Source organism: Salinivibrio sp. MA351 (assembly GCF_001996065.1).
In the GTDB taxonomy this organism is placed as follows: Bacteria; Pseudomonadota; Gammaproteobacteria; order Enterobacterales; family Vibrionaceae; genus Salinivibrio; species Salinivibrio costicola.
Map to the genome: position 1 here is coordinate 1 of NZ_MUFG01000031.1, position 23,331 is coordinate 23,331.

Annotated in this window: 19 protein-coding genes; 10 read left to right on the plus strand and 9 right to left on the minus strand. The window is 50.8% G+C overall.

Annotation, left to right across the window (positions count from 1 at the left end):
- From BZG78_RS13575 to BZG78_RS13580, 3 genes are all read right to left on the minus strand, one after another.
- On the minus strand, positions 1-768 hold a 768-nt coding region (locus tag BZG78_RS13575; RefSeq protein ID WP_077460107.1), incomplete at its 3' end, for an ATP-binding cassette domain-containing protein.
- Between the two features lie 413 nt (positions 769-1,181).
- Complete coding sequence (locus BZG78_RS15430) at positions 1,182-1,343, minus strand: hypothetical protein (protein WP_158011806.1); 162 nt, start codon at positions 1,341-1,343, stop codon at positions 1,182-1,184.
- Positions 1,344-1,346: 3 nt separating this feature from the next.
- Entirely contained in the window at positions 1,347-2,372 is a 1,026-nt protein-coding gene (locus BZG78_RS13580; RefSeq protein WP_077661501.1) for a hypothetical protein, read from the minus strand.
- A gap of 466 nt (positions 2,373-2,838) precedes the next feature.
- Here BZG78_RS13580 and BZG78_RS13585 point away from each other — a divergent pair, with 466 nt between their 5' ends.
- Both BZG78_RS13585 and pflB read left to right on the plus strand, forming a co-directional pair.
- Positions 2,839-4,350, plus strand: coding sequence for a DUF3360 family protein (locus BZG78_RS13585; RefSeq protein ID WP_077460105.1), 1,512 nt, complete (start codon positions 2,839-2,841; stop codon positions 4,348-4,350).
- Positions 4,351-4,483: 133 nt separating this feature from the next.
- Positions 4,484-6,760, plus strand: a complete 2,277-nt coding sequence (gene pflB / locus BZG78_RS13590; RefSeq protein WP_077460104.1) for a formate C-acetyltransferase — start codon at positions 4,484-4,486, stop codon at positions 6,758-6,760.
- Positions 6,761-6,832: 72 nt separating this feature from the next.
- On the opposite strand, the gene BZG78_RS13595 is transcribed toward pflB, so the two are convergent.
- Positions 6,833-8,452, minus strand: a complete 1,620-nt coding sequence (locus BZG78_RS13595; RefSeq protein ID WP_077460103.1) for a methyl-accepting chemotaxis protein — start codon at positions 8,450-8,452, stop codon at positions 6,833-6,835.
- Positions 8,453-8,783: 331 nt separating this feature from the next.
- On the opposite strand from BZG78_RS13595, the gene pflA reads away from it, so the two are divergent.
- Positions 8,784-9,524, plus strand: a complete 741-nt coding sequence (pflA, locus tag BZG78_RS13600; protein ID WP_021023997.1) for a pyruvate formate lyase 1-activating protein — start codon at positions 8,784-8,786, stop codon at positions 9,522-9,524.
- 102 nt (positions 9,525-9,626) lie between these two features.
- Here the strand turns inward: pflA and BZG78_RS13605 are convergent, their stop codons facing one another.
- Positions 9,627-10,532 (minus strand): LysR substrate-binding domain-containing protein, encoded by a 906-nt coding sequence (locus BZG78_RS13605; RefSeq protein ID WP_077460102.1) that lies wholly within the window; start codon positions 10,530-10,532, stop codon positions 9,627-9,629.
- A 197-nt stretch (positions 10,533-10,729) separates the two neighbouring features.
- Here BZG78_RS13605 and focA point away from each other — a divergent pair, with 197 nt between their 5' ends.
- Entirely contained in the window at positions 10,730-12,184 is a 1,455-nt protein-coding gene (focA, locus tag BZG78_RS13610; RefSeq protein WP_077661502.1) for a formate transporter FocA, read from the plus strand.
- Between the two features lie 62 nt (positions 12,185-12,246).
- Here focA and BZG78_RS13615 read toward each other — a convergent pair whose 3' ends face one another.
- Complete coding sequence (locus tag BZG78_RS13615) at positions 12,247-13,437, minus strand: MFS transporter (RefSeq protein ID WP_242413027.1); 1,191 nt, start codon at positions 13,435-13,437, stop codon at positions 12,247-12,249.
- A gap of 149 nt (positions 13,438-13,586) precedes the next feature.
- Positions 13,587-14,252, minus strand: coding sequence for an energy-coupling factor ABC transporter permease (locus BZG78_RS13620; RefSeq protein ID WP_021023993.1), 666 nt, complete (start codon positions 14,250-14,252; stop codon positions 13,587-13,589).
- Positions 14,253-14,423: 171 nt separating this feature from the next.
- Between BZG78_RS13620 and BZG78_RS13625 the strand changes: the two genes are divergently transcribed.
- From BZG78_RS13625 to BZG78_RS13635, 3 genes are all read left to right on the plus strand, one after another.
- Positions 14,424-14,924, plus strand: coding sequence for a YfbU family protein (locus tag BZG78_RS13625; protein ID WP_021023992.1), 501 nt, complete (start codon positions 14,424-14,426; stop codon positions 14,922-14,924).
- A gap of 128 nt (positions 14,925-15,052) precedes the next feature.
- Positions 15,053-15,895 (plus strand): 23S rRNA (guanine(745)-N(1))-methyltransferase, encoded by an 843-nt coding sequence (gene rlmA / locus BZG78_RS13630; protein WP_021023991.1) that lies wholly within the window; start codon positions 15,053-15,055, stop codon positions 15,893-15,895.
- Positions 15,895-16,908, plus strand: coding sequence for a ChaN family lipoprotein (locus tag BZG78_RS13635; protein ID WP_242413029.1), 1,014 nt, complete (start codon positions 15,895-15,897; stop codon positions 16,906-16,908). Before rlmA ends, BZG78_RS13635 begins: the two co-directional genes overlap by 1 nt.
- Positions 16,909-16,992: 84 nt before the next feature.
- Here the strand turns inward: BZG78_RS13635 and yfbV are convergent, their stop codons facing one another.
- On the minus strand, positions 16,993-17,442 hold the full coding sequence (gene yfbV, locus BZG78_RS13640; protein WP_077661503.1) for a terminus macrodomain insulation protein YfbV: 450 nt from the start codon (positions 17,440-17,442) through the stop codon (positions 16,993-16,995).
- Positions 17,443-17,799: 357 nt separating this feature from the next.
- On the opposite strand from yfbV, the gene BZG78_RS13645 reads away from it, so the two are divergent.
- The 3 genes from BZG78_RS13645 to BZG78_RS13655 all read left to right on the plus strand — a co-directional run bounded on the left by BZG78_RS13645 (position 17,800) and on the right by BZG78_RS13655 (position 22,506).
- A complete protein-coding gene (locus tag BZG78_RS13645) occupies positions 17,800-18,996 on the plus strand; it encodes an acetate kinase (protein WP_077661504.1) in 1,197 nt (398 codons plus the stop codon).
- A gap of 105 nt (positions 18,997-19,101) precedes the next feature.
- The gene (pta, locus tag BZG78_RS13650; protein WP_077661505.1) at positions 19,102-21,249 is read left to right on the plus strand and encodes a phosphate acetyltransferase; all 2,148 of its coding nucleotides are present in this window, start codon (positions 19,102-19,104) and stop codon (positions 21,247-21,249) included.
- Positions 21,250-21,372: 123 nt separating this feature from the next.
- Positions 21,373-22,506: an amidohydrolase gene (locus BZG78_RS13655; protein WP_077661506.1), complete on the plus strand. Its 1,134-nt coding sequence runs from the start codon at positions 21,373-21,375 to the stop codon at positions 22,504-22,506.
- Here BZG78_RS13655 and BZG78_RS13660 read toward each other — a convergent pair whose 3' ends face one another.
- Complete coding sequence (locus tag BZG78_RS13660) at positions 22,507-23,145, minus strand: LysE family translocator (protein WP_077575900.1); 639 nt, start codon at positions 23,143-23,145, stop codon at positions 22,507-22,509. It abuts the gene before it with no gap.
- Positions 23,146-23,331: the final 186 nt, after the last annotated feature.

The window sequence follows — 23,331 nt, forward strand, 5'->3', positions numbered from 1 at the left end:
GTATATTGACGATATAAATTGCTGCAGACGCTCAGAATCAGGCGCATCAAACAGTTCTTTCGGGTTGCCCTGCTCTTCCACTAATCCTTGATGCAAGAACATCACATGATTAGAGACATCACGCGCAAAACTCATTTCATGGGTTACCACCAACATGGTGCGCCCTTCCTCGGCCAGTGAACGCATCACGCCCAACACTTCCCCCACTAACTCGGGGTCAAGCGCGGAGGTTGGCTCATCAAACAGGAGTACTTCTGGCTCGACGGCAAGCGCTCGTGCAATGGCAGCACGCTGCTGCTGGCCGCCTGACAAGTGGCCGGGATAGTAGTCACGGCGCTCGTATAAGCCAACCCGATGGAGAAAGGCTTCAGCATCTTCAATCGCTTTTGCTTTGGGCACGCCGAGCACATGCACTGGCGCTTCTATCACATTTTGCAGCACCGTCATGTGCGACCATAGATTGAACCCCTGAAACACCATCGCCAGACGAGAGCGAATGCGCTGTACTTGTTTATCGCTGACGGGCACCGGATCGCCTGCACGGTTATTTTTCATTTTGATCAATTCACCATTGACCCAAATTTCACCGCCAGTAGGGGTTTCAAGTAAGTTAATACAGCGCAAAAAGGTACTTTTACCAGACCCGGAAGACCCGATAATCGAGATGACGTCGCCGCGGTGGGCATCGAGTGAAATGCCTTTGAGCACTTGATGCTGCCCAAAGCTTTTTTTAAGTGACTTAACCTGTAGCGCTACTGCATCCGTCATGCGCTAACTCCTATCATCCGTGATAATTATTGTATTGAGTTTATCAATTGAAAATATCACCCCTTCTCTTGAGGAGCAACATTTTGTTAACCTTTAAATCTGTTTTATTATAGTCACTATTACTGCATAAAAAGTCAAATGCAATATTTAATGCTGAAAAAATGAACACTCAGTATCTGGGCGACTACCCGCGATGCCTGAGTCCTCAACCACAATAAGTGTAGAGGCAAACGCAAGAAAAAAGATTGTTTTTATTGATAAAGACAAAATAAAAAGGAGGATAAAAGAGGATAAAGATGCAATTGATTTTATTTTTGCGACAAAACACAGGTGACAAAACTGTGAACAAAAAGGCGTTTCTTTTCTATTAGAAGACAGTCTTGTACTCAATAATAGACATCTGCTGGATCGGATTACGAGGTGCGACTGTCACGCCGTGTTGCACGTTTTGCTTTAAGCAGTTCAAGCGTGTCTCGCCAGCGATCGACAAGCTCAGACGGATCCTTGCTTTGCCATTGGTCAAGCGCATAGTCGGCAAGCGTGTAGTCGCCCGCTTTAATCGCGCTAATGGCCAACCACTACCAAAGCATCTTGTCGTCTTTCAACCCATAAGACAGTGCCACTTGCGCCGTATCAATGACCTCTTTCCAATGGCCTAATTGATAAGCCAGCATTACCTGCAACTTCAACGTCTGTTTATCCGGCTGGGTTAAATTCACTTCACTAATTCGATTCAGAGCCGCTACACGCTGATTATTTTTGATCAGACATTGCACCATAAATAACTGCTCATCACGCGTTGCTACACGGTCAAGCTGCTGTAGCCCCTGCTGCCAGTACAATAACGCCTGCTCAGCCTCGTTGGAATCAAGTCGAGAAACAGCAATCGCTCGGTATAGCGCAATATCCGCCCTGGCCCTTGCTAAATATTGCCGAGCAGTGCGATGCGTCCCCGCTTTAACATGCGCACGCGCGGCTTGCTCGAGCCACTTGGGCGCCACATCAGCCGCATTCACGAACTGATCAAACGTCGCCGCCGCCGCACCATAACGTGACAACGCCATTTCACTCAGCGCTTTTGTTTGCAATACAAAGGCATCAAGTGCGTCGAGTTCTTGAAGCTGGTTGGCATAATCAATCGCCACATCAAATCGCGACAAAGAATAAGCAGCCTGCATCGCAAGACGGCCTGAGGAGGGGGATAAATGATGGTGCTCACTGAGTTGGCGCGCATAATTTAACACCTCATCATATTGATTGACCCGATAGGCCAAACGGATCACGGCAGCAAGCGCATCCGCTTCGCTGGCTTCTGACAGTGAGTTCAATGCTAACGCGTTTTGATAGGCACGATAAGCTTCGGCACGCTGATTAAGATAGAGATAGCTGATGCCCTGTAAGCGCCAGAGTTCGGCGCGCTGCGGTGACACAAGCTTTTGATCGCCTTGCTGCGCCAGTAACGCCGCTGACAACTTCAGGGCTTGCTGATAATTTCCGCGCTCGATAGAGGCACTTACGTCCGCTATTTCTGCCGCCTGCGCCGTCGCGAATGACAGTAAAAACAGAAGCATCATTGCAAGTCGACGACTAACAGAAACAAGCATTCGAGACTCAAAGGGAAACAAACATAAGCATCGCAACATGAAAATCCATTTTTAGAAGACAACACCTCGACTATAACCTATCTTTTTTATTCACTACAGCGAACAAACGTTTGCTGTCTTTATTTGTTAACATGCGCTCACAACAAACCCGACGAAACGACACACAATAACGCCGTTATCTTGCTGTTTTGTGGCACATATTTATCGTCCTTATTGGTAATTAAATTACAAAATAGCGACTTTAGTGGGATTGTGAACGCGATAAGGGGTCTAGAATCTCGGTAAACACCGGCGTAGCACGTAAAAAAATTACACGGTAATGATCTAAGTCAACATTCGGGAATCACCCTGTTGTTAGCATGCTGATAACGAAACAGAACACGGCCACAAGGCCAGCGTTAAAAATAAACCAAGACTGGCTAAGTCGCTGTTTCGAAAGCTTTTGCTTTCTGTAGACGAGGAAATTATGGCAACACATGCTCAAGACCGCAGTGTGAGTCACGATGAAAAGAGCGAATATCAAAAGAAGCACAAGCCGGCTTCTTCATTTGCCTCCCGGGCTGACTACCTGAATCACGAACTACAAATTATGCGTCCGCGCCGTTGGGGCTTGAACCTGCCTGGCCGTGACTTCCGTTTTGAAATTGAGGATCTTGTTCCCGCGCTGGCCGGTACCATCGGCATTATCGCTATGTATTCTGCAGTGATGATGTCATGGGCTGAGGGGCTAACCGCCGCGTGGGATCATGTGACTTTAGGTAAAGCGTTTGCTGTTGAGGTCGCGCGGGTTGAAATGCTTATCCCCGCACTCCTTTTTTGTGTCCTTTTATGCGGATTTATCAATCCACGCGCTAACCTGGCCGGTAACCATGGGCCAATGATCCCGCTTGTCGGGACCATCGCGCTCGCCGGCGCACATCCTCTCGCCTTGGGGATCCTAATCGGTGCCTTTGGCTTGATACTCAGTTATGTCAAAGGCGGGTCTAAATTAGTGAACCTAACCAGCCAAGGGGTAGCGGGTGGCTTGCTGATTTTCTTGGGCTTTGGCGGGGCAAAAGGTCAAATTGAGAGCCTACTAGCCTGGGGTGCTGCCATTGATATGGGCTATATATCCATTGTCATTCTGGCCGTATCCATTGTGATTTATGCCTTTTTAGCTCGCATTGGTAAACGCTGGTTAGCGATTCCTGTCTGTGCCGTTACCGGTGGATTGATTGCTACCGCATTAGGTGCCGGCTCATCACTAGAGTTTGTGACACAACCGGGTGTGCCAAACCTAAACCCGGTTTACTGGTGGGGATCAACCGAGCAAGGTTGGCAAATGGGCTTACCAACCCTATCGCACTTTCTTGCGTCACTACCATTTGCTCTGCTCGCGGTAGCGATGTGGTCGCCAGACTTTCTTGGTCACCGTATTTTCCAGGAACTTAATTACCCGAAAAAGGCCGAAAAGGTATTGATGGACGTGGATGACACCATGACAGGGTGTTCTATCCGCCAAATCGTTGGGGCATCAGTCGGTGGGGGTAATATCACATCCTCATGGGGCACTTATATGATTCCTGCAGCGATTGCTCGTCGCCCGATTCCTGGCGGGGCCATTGTCCTCGGTCTGTTATGTATTGCGGTTGCGTTGATTGGTTATCCAATGGATGTAGCAACCTGGCCACCGGTGATGACCATTGCACTATTATCAGGTGTGTTCCTGCCGCTTCTTGAAGCAGGGATGCAAATGGTTAAAGACGCGAAGTCTAGCCAATCAGCCGGTATTTGTATTTTCGCCTCCATGGCTGTTAACCCAGTCTTTGGTTGGGCAGTCACTATGCTCTTGGACAACAACGGTCTTATCGGCGATAAAGAGCGTCCTGGTACGCTATCGACCATCGATCGTCTGGTGATTCCAACCGCCACAGTGATCATTTGTGTGGCTGCTATGTTGGCAGTCGGAATGATTCCCGGCATTCCACCTTTATTGTAATAACACGGCCCCGCTTTCGGGCGGGGCATCCGGATAAATCGATGGGTCACAGCGTCAGCCATACTGACACAACACTATGACTGGCCTTGGTCCCAACACATGTCTTTTTGAAAAGAGAACAGGTAGGTGCAACATGTCTGAGCACAATTCCAATGCATGGGAAGGATTTGTTGAAGGTAACTGGAGCAAAGCCGTTGACGTTCGCGACTTCATCCAAAAAAACTATACCCCTTATGAGGGTGACGAATCATTCCTAGTTTCTGAGCCAACTGACGCGACTCGCCAACTGTGGGCGCGCGTGATGGAAGGCATCAAGCAAGAAAACGCGACGCATGCCCCGGTTGATTTTGATACGTCTGTGGTTTCTACCCTGACCTCTCATGATGCCGGCTACATTGAGAAAGATCTGGAGCAGATTGTTGGTCTACAGACCGACGCACCGCTAAAACGCGCTATGCTGCCTAATGGCGGTATCCGTATGGTTCAAAGTTCGTGTGACGCATACGGCCGCGAACTGGATCCGCAAGTAAAGAAAACCTTCACCGAACATCGTAAGACTCACAACCAAGGGGTTTTCGATATTTACACCCCTGACATCCTCAAGTGTCGTAAGTCAGGCATTTTGACAGGTCTACCTGATGCTTATGGCCGTGGCCGTATCATCGGTGACTACCGTCGCGTTGCTTTATACGGCATCGACTTCCTGATGGCGGACAAAAAAGCGCAATTCGATTCTCTACAAGAGAAATTTGAAAGCGGCGAAGATCTGCAAATGACCATGCAACTGCGTGAAGAAATTGCAGAACAACACCGCGCGTTGGGCCAATTGAAAAAAATGGCAGCGTCTTACGGCTGTGATATTTCTCGCCCAGCAGAAAACGCAAAAGAAGCGATTCAGTGGACCTATTTCGGTTACCTGGGTGCGGTTAAAACACAAAACGGCGCGGCAATGTCGCTCGGTCGTACGTCTACCTTCCTTGATATCTACCTACAGCGTGATGTTGAAGCCGGTAAACTCACAGAAGAACAAGCGCAAGAGCTGATTGACCACTTCGTCATGAAACTGCGTATGGTACGCTTCCTGCGTACGCCTGAGTATGATGATCTCTTCTCTGGCGACCCAATTTGGGCCACCGAATCTGTTGCCGGTATGGGCCTAGACGGACGTACTCTGGTTTCTCGTACCAGCTTCCGTTTCCTAAACAGCCTGTACACCATGGGCCCAAGCCCAGAGCCAAACATCACAGTGCTTTGGTCTGAGCAACTGCCTGAAGGCTTCAAAAAGTTCTGTGCCAAAGTGTCTATCGATACCTCGTCTATCCAGTACGAGAACGACGATCTGATGCGCACTGACTTTGAATCTGACGACTATGCGATCGCTTGTTGCGTATCACCGATGATCGTTGGTAAGCAAATGCAGTTCTTTGGCGCCCGTGCCAACTTGGCTAAAACGCTCCTTTATACCATCAACGGTGGTATTGACGAGAAGCTGAAAATCCAAGTTGCACCAGAGCATCCAGCGATGACTGACGAAGTGCTGGACTATGACAAAGTCATGGACCGCATGGATCACCTAATGGATTGGTTAGCGAAACAGTACGTGACTGCGCTGAACAGCATCCACTTCATGCATGACAAGTACAGCTATGAAGCGGCATTGATGGCCTTCCACGATCGTGATGTTTATCGCACCATGGCCTGTGGTATTGCGGGTCTATCGGTTGCTGCTGACTCATTGGCCGCAATCAAGTACGCAAAAGTGAAGCCAGTTCGTGACGAAGACGGTATTGCTATCGACTTTGATATCGAAGGTGAATACCCAGCGTTTGGTAACAACGATGAGCGTGTTGATGCGATTGCCTGTGACCTGGTTGAACGCTTCATGAACAAAATCCGCTCACTGAGAACTTACCGTGATGCGGTTCCGACTCAGTCTATCCTAACGATCACCTCAAACGTGGTATACGGTAAGAAAACCGGTAATACGCCAGATGGTCGTAAAGCGGGTATGCCATTTGGTCCAGGTGCGAACCCAATGCACGGCCGTGATGAGAAAGGTGCGGTTGCGTCACTGACCTCTGTCGGTAAACTGCCATTTGCTCACGCTAAAGACGGTATTTCTTATACCTTCTCTATTGTGCCAAATGCTTTGGGTAAAGACGAAAACACCCAACGCGCGAACTTGGCGGGCTTAATGGATGGTTACTTCCACCATGAAAGCGGTCAAGAAGGCGGCCAGCACCTGAACGTGAACGTGATGAACCGTGAAATGCTACTAGACGCGATGGAAAACCCTGAGAACTATCCTCAGCTGACTATCCGTGTTTCTGGTTACGCGGTACGTTTTAACTCGCTGACTAAAGAGCAGCAACAAGACGTCATTACACGTACCTTCACGTCTTCACTGTAATATGTAGCGATAAAGCGTACGCGATACGCTAATAAAAAAACCGCCGGCAAATGCTGGCGGTTTTTATTTGGGTTACACTTCAAAATGATCCAGTTGTCTGTCCAACTCTCGTGCAGAATCTGCCAACAGCTGGCTTTGCTCTGCCAGGTGAGAAGCCGCCCCACTGACTTCGTTCGCTGAGTTATGAATGTTGCTGACGTTTTGGTTCATTTCTTCAGACACCGTCCCCTGCTCTTCGGCCGCCGCCGCAATCTGTACCACGCGATCGTTAGAGCCATGTAGCGCACTCACCATATCTTTAAGCTGCTGCTGAGTTTCAAGCGCGGTTTCTACACTCGCTTCACTGGACGTATGGCTTGATTTCATCGCCTCTGCCGCTTCAATCGCGTTATTGGTCAGCGCTTCTATCGTGCCTTGGATTTGCGTGGTTGATTTTTGCGTACCTTGCGCCAGCGAGCGTACTTCATCGGCCACCACCGCAAAGCCACGACCTTGCTCACCGGCACGTGCCGCCTCAATCGCCGCGTTTAGGGCCAATAGATTGGTCTGCTCAGAGATCCCTTGAATAACCGTCGCGACATCACTGATCTCCATCACGCCTTGCTTGACCTGATTGACCAATTTATCTGCCCCAGCGATACGTTCGGCAACTTCACGGATACTGGCTACCGTGCTATCCAATTTATGATTGCTATCTTCCGCCATCGAGGAAATATCATTCGTGGCTTGCGCAGTTTGTTCTGCGTGATCCGCGACATCAGCGACAGTTGCTGTCATTTCGTTCATCGCCGTTGCCAGTTGCTCGAGTTGCGCGCGCTGAGATTGAATACTTTGTGCACTCTGCTCACTCGCTGATGCAATCGACGACGCCATAGTAGAAGACTGCTTCGCCTCATCATGGGCAACACGCATAGCTTCACGAACACTCCCCATGGCTGTATCCATACGCCGCGCCAATTTACCGATTTCATCATGACGGGTATAGCCGCACTCAATGCGTAAGTCCCCACCCGCAATCCGATCAAACTTTTCGACCAATTCATCTAACGGCACAACGATGTCGCGACTGACAAACGCACCACAAACTAATAGGATCACCCCCGCGATAAGCGTTAACCCACCAATTTGCCACGCTGACTGGATAAACTGCGCTTCAATATCGCTCACATGAGTGCCCGAGCCAATAATCCAGTTCCAACCATTTACGCGTTTCACATAAGAGATTTTGGGCTTCATCTCACCTTCCGGTGAGCGCCAAGTATAATCCAATACACCGCCTTGTGACCCTTTGCTCACTGTTACCATTTCTCGCCAATGGTGCTTGCCGTCGCCATCGGTCAAACTGTTCGCACTGGTGCCATTCAACTTGGGCTTTATCGGGTGGTTAACAATCGTGAGATCAGGCTTGAGCACCCAAAAATAGTTATCGCCGTCATAACGAAGCTGGTTCAGTTGCGCGATCGCCTGCGTTTTAGCTTCCTCTTCGCCGATTCTTGACGCCTGCTGACGGTAATAATTCACCACACTTTGCGCCACTTCTATATTGGCCCTTAGCGAAGCGGTTCGCTCAGCATAAGCTTGATCACGCTCTTTTTGGATAGTGAACATACTGATCGCAACCAGCAATGCAATGGCTATCAACATGAGCGCAACAAGCTTATTTTTCACTCTCAGATCACTGATTTTTTTCATTATATACCCTAGCGTTTGCTGTTGATCCTAGCCTGATACTCGGCTCTATTAAGCTCACATGCAGCCTGAAAGGCCATATATGGGTAACTCTGCATGTCGCACGTTAGTTTGGACAAAAAGGCCAGAAGACACAAAAACAACATGGAGATTATCTGGATTAGCTCTCATTGTGCTGGCATAGAAAACTGGAACTGTGATCAACCCAAAGACAGAGGTGTAACACCACAGCAACGTTCACAAAGAGAGTGCGAAAAAGAGGGGAATTTCCTTACGTTGAGGCCGGTTTTTGTAATAAAATGACAGTATCGCAATTCGCAGTCTGGAGACAGTTATGTCGGCAATTGGTCGCATCCATTCCTTTGAATCTTGTGGGACCGTAGATGGCCCTGGGATACGTTTTATTGTCTTTATGCAAGGCTGCTTGATGCGGTGTAAGTATTGCCATAATCGCGATACTTGGGACACTCACGGCGGGAAAGAAGTCACTGTCGATGAGATCATGAAAGATGTATTGGCCTATCGCCACTTCATCACCGCATCAGGCGGTGGGGTCACCGCATCGGGCGGCGAAGCTATGTTACAGCCAGAGTTTGTCCGAGACTTTTTCCAGGCCGCGCAAGCCAAAGGTATTCATACCTGCTTAGACACCAACGGCTATATCCGTAAGCACACGCCCGTGATTGATGAAGTGCTTGATGCAACCGATTTGGTCATGCTGGATCTAAAACAGCTCAATGATGAGGTTCATGAAGACTTAGTAGGCGTATCGAATCGCCGCACGCTCGATTTTGCCAACTACTTGCACAAAATTGGACAAAAAACCTGGATTCGTTACGTCGTAGTGCCCGGTTATACGGATGACGATGATTCCGCGCACCGCTTAGGTCAGTTCATTAAAGGCATGGACAATATCGAAAAGGTGGAATTACTCCCCTATCACCAGCTTGGTGAACATAAATGGGAAGCGCTGGGTTACGAATATGAGTTAAAAGACGTGGGCACACCATCAAAAGAAATGATGGATAACGTCAAAAACATTATTGCCAGTTATGGTCATAACGTCATGTATTAATCCGACGCACCTCTGCGCACCACCCATCAGCCGGTCACCTTGTGGCCGGCTTTTTTCGCGTCTTTATACTTTTTTCACGTCGTTATACCTCTGTCTCGCGACTTACATCTCGCGCCGGCGGGCTTTGGTCATCCTAATGGCTTCACGAATAATACAGTCACGCAAAGGGTTATCTGCGCCATCCGCTCGCCAGATAAAAGACAGTGTCCGACGCATATTGAGCTCCGGCACGTTCAGCGCCACCAGCTCCTCGCGTTCAATCCACTTTTCAACATCTAAATAGGGCAAGCAGCTTAGGTAATTGGAGTTAGCCACCAAAGTACGCAACACAGGCACCTGCTCATATTCTCGCCGCACATCAAGATCTTCAATAACACCATGAATCGCACTATCAAAACTATGTCGTGTCCCGGCACCCGGCTCTCGCAATACCCACTGCGCTTGTTCAAGTTGCGCCAAGCTTACCTGATCACGCTGCGCATAAGGATGGTGCTTGCCCGCCACGACCACAAGGTGGTCATGGCACCATACCTGCTGCTTTAAGCGGCTATCATCGCAACGCCCCTCAATGATCCCCAAGTCGTGCTGATAACGGCGCACACTATCAATGACTTTCTCGGTGTTTTTCACGGTAAAGTCGATTCGCAGCTCGGGGAAATCACTATCAATAATACTGATAAGGTCTGGAATAAGGTGTTCTGCTGCGGTTTGACTGGCAATTAAGGCAATATCGCCACTGATAATGTGCTGTCCATCAAACCCTGCCTCAATCTGTTGCGCATCAAACAAGAGTTGGCGTGCTTTGGGTCGCAACCAGGCTCCCCAGTAGGTGAGCTGCATTTGCTTGCCTTGCCGCTCGAATAATGGCCGCCCTAACAACTTTTCTAGCTGCGACAGGGCCATACTGGTAGCCGACTGCGTCAACGCTAACTGGTCGGCCGCTCGGCTTACACTGCCGGTCGCGGCGATCGCTTCAAACACAGCCAACTGTTTCAATGAGTACCGCATCCAGGCTCCTTACTGTCTGGCTTTAATGGCAATACCCTATCAATTTTTATGATTCTTACCCTAAGCAATATCAATTTTACTCCTGATAGAGAGAAGAATAGGCTGGTTTTATTCACATTACGTCTAAAAAGGAGTACAACCTGTATGTTGACCTGTCTTTACCCTCGGGCAAATAGTGCCGACAGAGGAGACAACGCATGGTAAGTCCTACCCCAATTAAAACGGAGGGCCCCGCTGCATTGCTTGCCAACGCTGAAGCCTATGCAGAGAGTAAAACCCATAAATCGACCCGGATGGCGATTGGGCTAGCCATGATGGCCGGCTTATTTATCGGACTGGCTTTCGTGTTCTACCTCACGGTAACCACGGGCAGTAACGCCGGCTGGGGAATGACCCGGTTGATGGGCGGGCTTGCCTTTAGCATGGGCTTAATATTGGTGGTGCTTGGCGGTGCAGAGCTATTTACCAGCACAGTGTTGTCTATGCTGGCGCGTGCCAATGGCAAGATCTCCACCCGCGGCCTGCTCTATACCTGGGCAAGAGTGTATTTCGGCAACTTGTGCGGCGCCCTACTGTTGGTGTTTATCGTGATGGTGGCAGGGCTATACCAACTTGACGATGGGCAATGGGGATTAAACGCATTACACGTGGCCCAACACAAGCTACATCACAGTTGGATACAAGCCTTTGCGTTAGGGGTGTTGTGTAACTTGCTGGTTTGTCTGGCAATTTGGATGACCTTCACGTCGCAAAATCCACTGACCAAAGCAGTGATGGTGATTCTTCCCGTGGCCATGTTTGTCAGCACCGGCTTTGAGCACAGTGTCGCCAATATGTTCATGGTGCCACTGGGGATGAGCATTGCTACTTTCGCGCCCGACAGTTTTTGGCAAGCAGTAGGGAGTTCACCGGCTGCCTTCAATGACCTTAACCTGATCCAGTTTATCAGTGCCAATTTAATCCCCGTCACGCTCGGCAATATTGTCGGCGGCGCTGGCCTTGTCGGCATGGGGTACTGGCTGATTATTAATCCAGAGAGAGAAAACAAAACAGCGCAAATTTCTTCATTGACGCTACCGTCTGCGAATTATTCTGAGAGACCCACTATGACCCAAGAAACCTTAACCATTGAAAAAAACATGAAGCCTGCCCACTGTGCCTTGCAAAGCCATCAGTTTGTGGCCGATGCATTAGAGCAACTCAACCGCTATCAGTTGCAAGGCGCGCCTGTCGTCGATAAACAAAATGAATTGGTTGGCTTTTTCTCGGTGCAAGATGTCTTTGTTGATTTATGGTGGAACGATTACCAACCCGACATGGACACCAAAGTCGAAGATTTAATGCGCACGGAGGTGCAAACCGTTGAGGCAGACCAATCCGTGATTGAACTGGCGCAGTACATGAGCATTGACAACCAAGTGTTGTATCCGGTCAGTGATGCGGGCATTGCCACGCGCTTTACCACCCAATCCGCACTAGAGCGCGCGAAAACACAAACACTGTCTAGACCGCACGTTTATCCTGTCATGAAAGACAACATCTTGGTTGGCGTCATCAGCCGCTCAGATGTGGTTCGAGCTTTGGCACCGTTATACGGCAACGCCATGGATATTCTCCCTGCCGATGCAAAAGAAGGACTTGTTAGCGCCTAACCAAAACTAAAAACACGCCTCAGAACGGTTCTGAGGCGTGTCATGTTAGCTCCCCGACGTTGTCAGGCGGCACTCAAGTTAGGCATTTTCCGACGCCCTCTCAGATACGCGATCCACATATATACCGCCGTACTAAGCAAGCAACTGGCCAAGTACATCATCAACCCTTGCTCACCAGAAAATGCTTGATGCGCCAATACCGGACCACTGACGGATCCAACACTGTACGCGAGTAGAAGCGCCTCAGTGGCCGCGACAATTTTCCCCGGCGCCAGCGCGGCACACGCATAAGCAATCGCAATGGGATAAATGGCAAACACGGCGCCACCAAGCATCACGAGCCCGACGCCAAGCCACCCGTTGCTGTTAGCAAGTATAATGATGGCTACGGCAAGCAATCCCACCACACAGAAATAGAACATCAACAGGACTCGATTCACTCTGGTCGAGATTGCACCTAATAACGGCTGAACGCCCATGCCGCCAACAATGACTAACGCCATCATTGCTCCAATCTGTTGATGATCGTCAACACGTTCAGCAAGATAAAGGGGTAATAGACCATAGATCGCGCCTAAGGTGAGCCCCGACACAATGCAGGCGATATAGGCAGCTTTACGAATGGCTTTTAAGGTGCCTGTGTGCTCAATAGGGCCCATCATCGCTTGCGACGGCTCACCATGGCGCATAAATAAGGGCACGATAATCGCCGCCGTGACCAAACTACCAATCAACCAATACGGCTGAGCACCTGTCACACCAACATAACCGACGCCCAGCTGACCCAAGGCATTACCACCATATAAAGCGGCCATATAAAAGCCTAAACGCTTAGCCCGTTGACGCTCTGAATCGGCGATCAATAACCATGATTCAATCGCGACAAACACCCCTGCGACCGCAATACCGGCCACAAATCGTGACACTAACCATATCCCCTGCGCTTTGATCGTTGCCATCGCGGCAATAGACAGCAGCAGCACACTCATAAACAGCACTAATGCCTGTCGATGCCCCATCCGCGCGACGATACGTGCACTCCACAAAGCACCAAACAATAATCCTGCATAAAAGGCACTCGCCAGCCAGGCGGCCAGTTCAGCCGGCATCCCAAGCGGCATTAACGCCAATGGAATCAAGCTCATCAAATAGCCACTCGCGACCGCAAATGCCGTTAAGCTCACTAATGGCACCCATGGAAACACAGACAGGGCCATGCCGCTGCCATTTTGTGCAGAGGATAGATTATTCATGACAGTTCGTTCAATTCTCAGATAAGTGGCACGGACGGCCGGGGCCGCTAATATGTGCCATTATTTGAGATAAATACAGCGAACGTTTTTATTGGTCTCAATAAGAAAATTTAATGGATAGAATCCATTAATACCCAAGCGGTGTGCCATCAACGCTCTGGCGACAAATACTCTCTGTCATAAAAGGTGCGTAACCAATGGGGGCGATACACCGCCATCACCGTCACCGCCATGCCGTTAAGCAGCGCCTCGGGGAACCACATCAATAGTGCAATTTGCAGGTAGTTATGCACAATTTCATGCCAGCTGTGACGATCGGCAGCCCAATACCAGAGCGAGGTCACCGATAACTGGAACACAATGGTCAGCGCCGCACCGATAAACGCCGCAATAAAAATATAGATAAAAAGGTGGCGGGTTAAATACTGGTAGCTCAGCGCAAAAATCGCATAACTGAATACAATAGGCAGTATCGCCGTGGTAAGCGCCGTCATCCCCATATCAGCGACGGGGACAAAACCAAAAAGCCCCATCAGTGCCAACGGCACGGTGGTAATCCAAATGGCAATGCGCCAACCATGGCATAAGGCTAACGTGGTCACGCCCAGAAAGTGGATATCGAGCCCCTCTTTGATCCCCGCCTGCAACGCCCAAAGCGCAAACAGCACCACCGCCGATGAAAACGCTAAATGCTGATAACCCACTTCCTGGCGCAGTTTAGGAAAAAACTCACGTGGATAGGTTCCATATAATACCCCTGCCCAGCCTAACCAACCTATCCATTGCCAACCACTGACATCAGCCCACTCAAACATAACGTCCCCTTCATGAACGATCTTTTACCCAATCCCTTACGCGGGTGAAAAACGTGCTACGGACATAGCTCAGATCAAGATTTCAGCGATAAAGAGCTGCTAATCTCTGTCCATACCCTCATCGTTTGATGAACGACTATTGTAACTTCGAGAGTTAAGAGGCCAACCGCAATGGATATGACCCCTGCACAACGTTTAATTTTATCTAACCAGTACCAGTTAATGTGCCACCTCGATCCCTCTAATGGCGAAAAGTACCGTCGCCTGCAAACCATCATTGAGCGCGGCTACGCGTTGCAAATGGCCGAGGTGATCAGCCAGTTTGAAGCACTCTGCGAAACCCAATGCCGCGAAGTGATTGATATCATGGAAATGCACCATGCGATGCAGGCCTCTTATCACCTCCTTGACGATACCAACCAAGCGGCATTATCGCCACGTCGCGTGCAGTTCTGGGGCTTCGACGCAGCAACCGAAGGGGCTTTGGTGCATTATGTGCGCTTTTTAGTCGATACTGAGGGGCTCTATCCGCAGTTTGATCAAGGGGAGCACTGCTTTAACAGTCAAATGCCAATGCGTGACAAATACCGTCGTATGCTCGACGTTTGGCGTCAGTGCCCGCGTCAATTTCACTTAAGCCTAACCGAGATCGAAAAGATCCTCGCCGCCTAGTGAAAGGGAAAAGGTAACAATGCAGCCGTCCTTGTGGGCGGCTTTTTGATTTCTCACGGCGCAAACTTGTCGAACGTCACACAAGCCCGTACCCTTAAGCGCATCAAAGACAAGACACAGACTCTGCCATGATTTATCGATGCCCGCTATGCCAACAGCCCCTGCAAGCCAAGCCACGTGGTGCTTATTGCGCTGCCAATCATCAATTTGATCGCGCCAAAGAGGGCTACCTCAACCTATTACCGGTGCAATTTAAACGCTCCAAAGATCCGGGCGACAATAAAGCCATGACTCAAGCCCGCCGCGCATTTTTAAACGCTGGCCATTATGCGCCCATGCGCCAAGCGATGATTGATGCCCTCACCCAGGCACTGAATGGCGAGCACCAGACGATCTTGGATGTGGGCTGTGGTGAAGGGTATTACACCCACGCCATCGCCGATCAGACAGCCGCACAACAGTGGTCTATTTATGGGCTGGATATCGCCAAAATCGCCGTGCGCTATGCCGCGAAATGGTATCCACAATGTCAGTTTTCGGTCGCCTCATCACAACGCTTGCCGTTTGCCGACAACAGCCTTGACGGTGTGGTGCGTATTTATGCGCCCTGCAATGGCGACGAGCTTGATCGTGTTATCAAGCCCGGTGGCGTTGTTGTCACCGTCACCCCAGGTCCACGTCATCTATTTCAGCTTAAGGCGGGTATCTATGATGAGGTCCGGTTACACGAAACGCCAGCAGAGGCCCTGCCCGGTTTCCAGCTTGAAAGTGAGCGCTCACTGCATTACCCGATGACATTAACAGGCGAGCAAGCCCTCACCCTGCTGCAGATGACACCGCTTGCCTGGCGCGCCTCCGATGAATGGCGTGAAACGTTAGCCAATGCCAACGGCTTTCACTGTGAAGCCGACTTTACCTTGCGTGTGTATCGTCATCACACAGAGATTGACTCGGCCAAAGGAGAAGCGTGATGCACACTTGCTCAACATGGACAAAAAAGGGCGTGATTGACCGCTTTTTGCAACTGCGCTTTTTGCCACTGCGTGCCACTCAGTGGCTATTGGCGGCCAGCTTAGTACTAAGCCCCGTCGGTGTCGCAGCGGCATCGCAACCGACATCGGCGTCTATTAATACCTTATTTGACTATCAGGTAACCACCGCCCAAGGGCAGTCACTTAGCTTGACTCAAGTGGCTGATAACGTCGAAAAAGCGGATATTGTTCTGATTGGTGAATGGCACAGCCATCCTGGGGTGCACCGTTTTCAAACCGAGTTGCTCAACCAGCTTGCCTCACGTCATTCTGTCGCGCTCTCCATGGAGCAATTCAGCCGTGATGCCCAGCCAGTGGTGAATCAATACCTTGCCGGCGACATTGGCGAAGACACGCTTAAGCGTCGAGCCAATGCATGGGACAACTACAATGGCAGCTATCGCCCGTTGATCGAGCTAGCTAAACAGCGTCAATTTGACGTGATTGCCGCTAACGCCCCTAAACGCATGGTTAGCTGTATTGGTCGACAAGGTTTGGCTTACTTAGATAAATTGCCGGACCAGCAGCGTCAGTGGTTTGCCGCGACGATTGATACCCAAGACTCACCGTATAAACGTCAGTTTAAAGCCAACATGCATCATGGTACTCCCACCCAAACCGACGATCAATTTGCCGCGCAACTCGCCTGGGATGCCACCATGGCAGAAAGCATGGTCGATTATCACGCCCGTCACCCTGATACCCAAATTGTCCACATCGCGGGCCGCTTTCATATTGCCGAAGGATTAGGAACGGCCGCACAATTAAAAGCGCGAAATCCCGACCTGACCATTGCACTGATCACCGCGGTGAGTGATCAAGCCAAGCTTGCCGACAACGCTAAGGATCTTCGCTTAAAGGTCATGCCTTTGCCCCAGCGCTGGCAGTCGATGGATGAAATGCGCGAAGCAGTCAGCCAAATGAAAGGGCAAGGCGCGCCGCAGTGTCGTTAAGCCACGCATCCATCACCGACCAATAAAAACGCCGACCCTGAGGTCGGCGTGTGTTTCCTGGGTGAGCGGCGCATTTCGGTTAGGTTAAAACCAGCGCTCTAGTGCTGCGCGATCCACTTTGAACGCCCGACTCAATGCTTGCGCTAGCTCTTTGTATCGCGGTTGGCTTTTTATCGGCTGCATCGCGTGCCCCTCACTGGTGATCTTTTGATGCAGTTCGCGATACCACCCCGCCAAAGCCGGCGGCAGCGGCGTATCACGGCGGCGTCCCAGCCACCACAGCCCCTGAAGCGGCAAGCTCAGCGCAAATAGCGCCACAATCACCGCTTGCGGCATGCCTTGTACATTGTTTGCTGCCATTTGAAGCAACACACTGATTGCGGCAATAGCAGGCATGACCTTGATCGCGAACCGCGTTATGGTGATCACACGATATTCAGGAAAAACCGGCGCTAATTCCTTTTTCATCGGCCATTCTTGCATGTATTTCTGACCGTCTTGCAGGCAGCGCCAGATTGATTTGTTCGTTGTCATACCTACCTCACTTGTTCAGTGTGACCGAAAGGGGCTGTCACTCAACTTTTACAATAAAAACTAAACAAATTGTTTAAAAACTTTAAAATTTAACCCATATCGCTCAAAAAATTTTTGTTATCTGGATCAAGTCCCGCTATCCTTAGCGCACTTTTATCATTGTTGCTCGGATTCGATTGTCTCGCAACCCAATCCGGTTGTACTCAATGGAGCGTTCACTTATCCAGGACGGATAACGATAATTCTTTCCCCGCGACAAGGCATGAGATAATTCTTTTTTGAAAAGGTAGTGTCTCAATTTGTCCACTATCCTTTTTATTCCATACACTCTGTCTCACGAAACATAGGTAGTCATACATGTCAAAGCTGGTTCTCGTACTCAATTGCGGAAGCTCCTCTTTGAAGTTCGCCATTGTCGACGCACAATCAGGCGATGAGCATCTTACCGGTCTTGCCGAATGCCTTAACCTTCCAGAAGCCCGCATTAAGTGGAAAATGGACGGTAAGCATGAAGCCCATCTGGGCAACGGCGCCGCGCACACTGAAGCCCTCACCTTCATTGTAGACACAATTCTGGCCTCGAAGCCTGAACTGGCCGAGAACTTGGGTGCTATCGGTCACCGCGTTGTTCATGGCGGTGAGCATTTTACCCAGTCAGCATTGATTACGGACGAGGTGCTCAAAGGGATCCACGATGCAGCGAGCTTCGCGCCATTGCACAACCCAGCACATATCGTTGGCATTGAGGCGGCGAAAAAAGCCTTCCCTGCGCTGAAAAATGTCGCTGTTTTCGATACCGCGTATCACCAAACCATGCCAGAAGAAGCTTATCTGTATGCGCTGCCTTATAATCTTTATAAAGAGCACGGCATTCGTCGCTACGGCATGCATGGTACCTCCCACTTCTTTATCGCCAACGCGGCCGCTGAGCAACTTGGCAAGCCTGTCGACGAAGTGAACATCATCAACTGCCACCTTGGTAACGGTGCGTCAGTATGTGCGATTAAAAACGGCAAATCGGTCGATACTTCAATGGGCATGACCCCATTGGAAGGCTTGGTAATGGGCACCCGCTCTGGTGACCTAGACCCAGCGATTATCTTCCACCTGCACGATGCACTCGGTTATAGCGTTGAGCAAATCAACACCATGCTCACCAAAGAGTCTGGCCTGCAAGGCTTGACCGAAGTGACCTCTGACTGCCGCTTTGTTGAAGATAACTACGGCGAGAAAGAAGAAGCAACACGTGCAATGAACGTGTTCTGCCACCGTCTTGCCAAGTATGTAGCCAGCTACACCGCGACCCTCGACGGCCGCCTGGACGCAATTGTCTTCACCGGCGGCATCGGTGAGAACTCAGGCCCAATCCGCGAATTGGTACTCGAGCGCCTAGCTCTGCTGGGTGTTGAGGTCGACAAAGAGCGCAACCTGAAAGCCCGCTTTGGCGGCGAAGGCGTGATCACTACCGACGCAAGCCGCGTGCCTGCGATGGTGATTTCAACCAACGAAGAGTTGGTGATTGCGCAAGACACTGCGCGCCTAACTGGCCTGTAAGACCATTTCCAACGGCTGATTCCACTCAGCCGTTTTTGTATTCGTGCCGGACCATCCGGCACGCCAACCAGATAGTAAGAGGAAGTCAACGTGTCCCGTACTATTATGCTAATTCCAATCGGCTCCGGCGTCGGCCTGACAAGTGTCAGCCTTGGCGTCATGCGAGCGATGGAGCGTAAAGGCGTCCGCGTCTCATTTTTTAAACCGATTGCTCAGCCACATCACGGTAGCGACACTGACGTCACCGATCTGACGACGGAAATCATTCACGCCAACAGTGATATGAGAGTCGCCGAATCGATGTCAATGAACCAAGCCGAAAACCTGCTGCGCTCGGATCAAGAAGATGTGCTGCTCGAAGAAGTGCTCGCGCGCTTTACTCGTGCCACTGAAAACGCAGAAGTTGCGCTCGTCGAAGGCTTGGTCACCACACATAACCACCCCTTCGCGAACCAGATCAACTACGAGATCGCCAAAACACTGGATGCAGAAATCGTGTTTGTGACCACCCCAGGCACTGACAACCCTGCCCAGCTTAAAGAGCGTATCGAGTTTGCCTGCACCAACTTTGGTGGCAGCAAAAACGGCAACATTTCAGGTGTGATCATCAACAAGCTTAACGCGCCTGTTGATGATGCAGGTCGCACGCGCCCTGACCTGTCAGAAATCTTTGACGAAGCGGACGGCGCACGTCCAACTAACGTTGAAGTGATGCAGATTTTCAACTCCAGCCCAATCCGTGTACTGGGTTGTGTGCCATGGAAAATCGACCTGATCGCGACCCGTGCTAGCGATATGGCCAAGCACTTGAACGCCACCATTATCAACGAAGGCGAAATTCACTCACGTCGCATCAAGAGCATTACCTTCTGTGCGCGTTCAATCCCTAATATGGTTGAACACTTCCGCCCAGGCTCCTTGCTCGTGACTTCGGCTGACCGCCCTGACGTGATCGTCGCCGCGTGTCTGGCTGCGATGAACGGCGTAGAAATCGGTGCCTTGTTGCTGACCGGTGGTTATGCCATCCCTGATCAGTTAAAAGCCCTGTGTGACCGCGCGTTTGAAACCGGCCTTCCGGTATTTACCACTGCAGGTAACACCTGGCAGACGTCGCTCAATCTGCAAAGCTTTAGCCTTGAAGTGCCGGCTGACGATAAAGCCCGTGTTGAGTTTGTGAACGACCACGTTGCTGGCCACATTGATGGCAACTGGATTGAATCACTCAGCTCAGGGTCGAACCGCGAACGTCGCCTCAGCCCACCCGCATTCCGTTATCAGCTGACCGAGTTTGCACGTCGAGCCGCTAAGCGCATTGTGCTACCCGAAGGTGACGAGCCACGCACCATCAAGGCCGCCGCTATCTGTGCCGAGCGTAAAATTGCCGAGTGTGTGCTTTTGGGTAACCCAGAAGAAATCAAACGCGTTGCCGATCAGCAAGGCGTGACCTTGGGCGCTGGCGTCGAAATTATCGATCCGGTAAAAGCACGCGATAAATACGTGGCACGCTTGGTCGAGCTGCGTAAGAGCAAAGGTATTACCGAGGTCATTGCCCAAGAGCACCTCGAAGATACCGTGGTACTGGGTACCATGATGCTAGAAGCGAACGAAGTGGATGGCCTGGTATCTGGCGCGGTTCACACCACCGCTAACACCATCCGTCCACCGCTGCAAATCATCAAAACCGCACCGAACGCTTCTTTGGTCTCATCAGTATTCTTTATGCTGCTGCCTGAGCAAGTGCTGGTATACGGTGACTGTGCGATTAACCCGGATCCAAATGCTGAACAACTGGCTGAAATCGCGATCCAATCTGCCGATTCTGCCGCGGCATTCGGTATTGAACCGCGCGTAGCGATGATCTCTTACTCGACCGGTAGCTCAGGCAAAGGGGCAGACGTGGATAAAGTCCGCGAAGCCACCCGTCTTGCCCAAGAGAAGCGTCCTGATCTGATCATCGATGGCCCGCTTCAGTACGACGCCGCTATCATGGAAAATGTCGCGAAATCAAAAGCGCCAGATTCGCCTGTTGCCGGTAAAGCCACCGTGTTCGTCTTCCCAGACTTGAACACAGGTAATACCACATACAAAGCGGTACAGCGTTCTGCCGAGTTGGTCTCTATCGGTCCAATGCTGCAAGGCATGCGTAAGCCAGTCAACGACCTGTCTCGCGGCGCCTTGGTAGACGATATTGTCTATACCGTGGCACTGACAGCGATTCAGGCTAAGCAAGCCGAAGACAACGGCCAAGCGTAACCCACGCTCAGCCCAGAAAGAGCAAAAGCCAGCACATGTTGCTGGCTTTTTTTTGCGTTTAACTTCACAACGTGACGCCCCAAAGCGATCTAGCATAGCCTTTCCATCCTTGTTTTGGAGTCGATGATGGCGATTGATTTTGATCCCCAGGCGTTTAGGCATGCCCTGCACCAATACCCTGAACTGTCGAATCACGAAGCGCAAAGTGCCCGCACCATTGCCGCCCAACTATGCGACTTTGGTCTCACCCCCCATACCGGCGCGGGCGGTCATGGTATTGTGGTAGACATTGCAGGTCGCGAGCCAGGGCCAACCACCTTGTTACGCGCCGATTTTGATGCGTTACCCATTCACGAACACACCCAACTTGATTATGCATCCTGTCACGATGGCATCATGCATGCCTGCGGTCACGATGGCCATGCTGCCGCCTTGCTTGCCGTCGCTGCCGAGCTATGCCAAACACCCCCTAAACAGGGGACTGTCATTCTCGCTTTTCAGCCGGCTGAAGAAACCGGCGAAGGCGCGGCACGTCTGTGTGCCAATCCGCTTTTAGCAACCCGCCACATCGACAATGTCTATGCCTTTCATAATCTGCCAGGCTTTGCCCAACATCAGATAGTGGTGCGCCCAAGTACCTTTGCCTGCGCCTCAACCGGCGTTGCGATTCGGTTGTACGGCAAAACCTCCCATGCCGCTTACCCAGAGCGCGGGGTCAGTCCGGCAAACGCCATGAGTGACGTGATGCGTATGCTCACACAGCTTCCTGACGCTTATCCTTCCACGTTCAGCTTAGTGACGCTAGTTCACGCCCAACTTGGCGACCCCGCGTTTGGCGTTGCGCCCGGCGAGGCCACCGTAATGGCGACCCTACGCAGCGACGACAACGCCACGTTTCATGCCATGCAAACCCGGTTAGTCGATCACGTAAACGCTATCGCCGACCGAGCAAAATTAACCGTGGATCTAAGTTGGCACGAGCCGTTTATTGCCGCCGAAAACAGCACAGCGCATAACCAAGTCGTGGTCAACGCGGCGCAATCGCTGGGGTTAGAGGTTCACTGGCTTAAGGAGCCCATGCGTTGGTCAGAAGATGTCGCCGAATTTCTTGCCCGCTGGCCCGGCGCATTATTTGGCATTGGCAGCGGCGAGCACCACCCACAGCTGCACAACCCTGACTATGACTTCCCGGATGCGATTTTAGCGACCGCCAAAGCACTATTTTGCAGAGTGATTACACACCATCACGGCCGTTAATTACCCCAACGCCAGCCAAAAGCCGACGCCGATCATCAAGGTGCCGGCGATTCGGTTCAGCAATTGCACATTACCCTTTTGCTGCAAAAACTGACGTAAGGTGCGCCCACCGCTGGCATACAACATTAAACAACTGAATTCCGTGCAAAGAATGATCAATACCAGCACGCTCAGCTGGCTGGGCAATGAGATCGCAGGGTTAATAAACGGCGGCAACAGTGAGATCATAAAGGCCCAGCCTTTCGGGTTGGCTATCGCAGTGACAAAACCTTGCGCCGCCAACGATAACGCAGAGATATCATTCGGCGCCGACGTCTCTTCCTTTGGGATTGCCATTTTGCCACGCGATCGCCACATTTGTACGCCGAGATACGCCAGATACGCGCCCCCCACATACTTAAACACTTGAAACACGCTAGGATAGTTCAGCATCACGGCCGCCACCCCTACCACTGACGCAATCGCCACAAGGCCGACGCCAATGAGCTCGCCCCACATCATATGTAGGCTACGCTTAACTCCGATAGTCATCCCCAGGGTCATGGATAGTGTCATACACATTCCCGGTGTGATTGACACAAAAAAGAAGGTGGGAATAAATAGCGTCAACATCGTGGTATCAATCAAGGCAGTTGGCATATCACTTAATCAGAACAAAGGGTTAGAAAGGCTATTAGTGAACACGCTTTAGTCGATGAGATCAAGCATGCTTGAGATCTCGTTGACTGGTTTATTTATAACCAACTGATTAGCCTTATTGCCATTTAGACGTCCAGAAGTAAAAATATCCATTGACTTCATTTTACCTAACTCATAGCATCAATA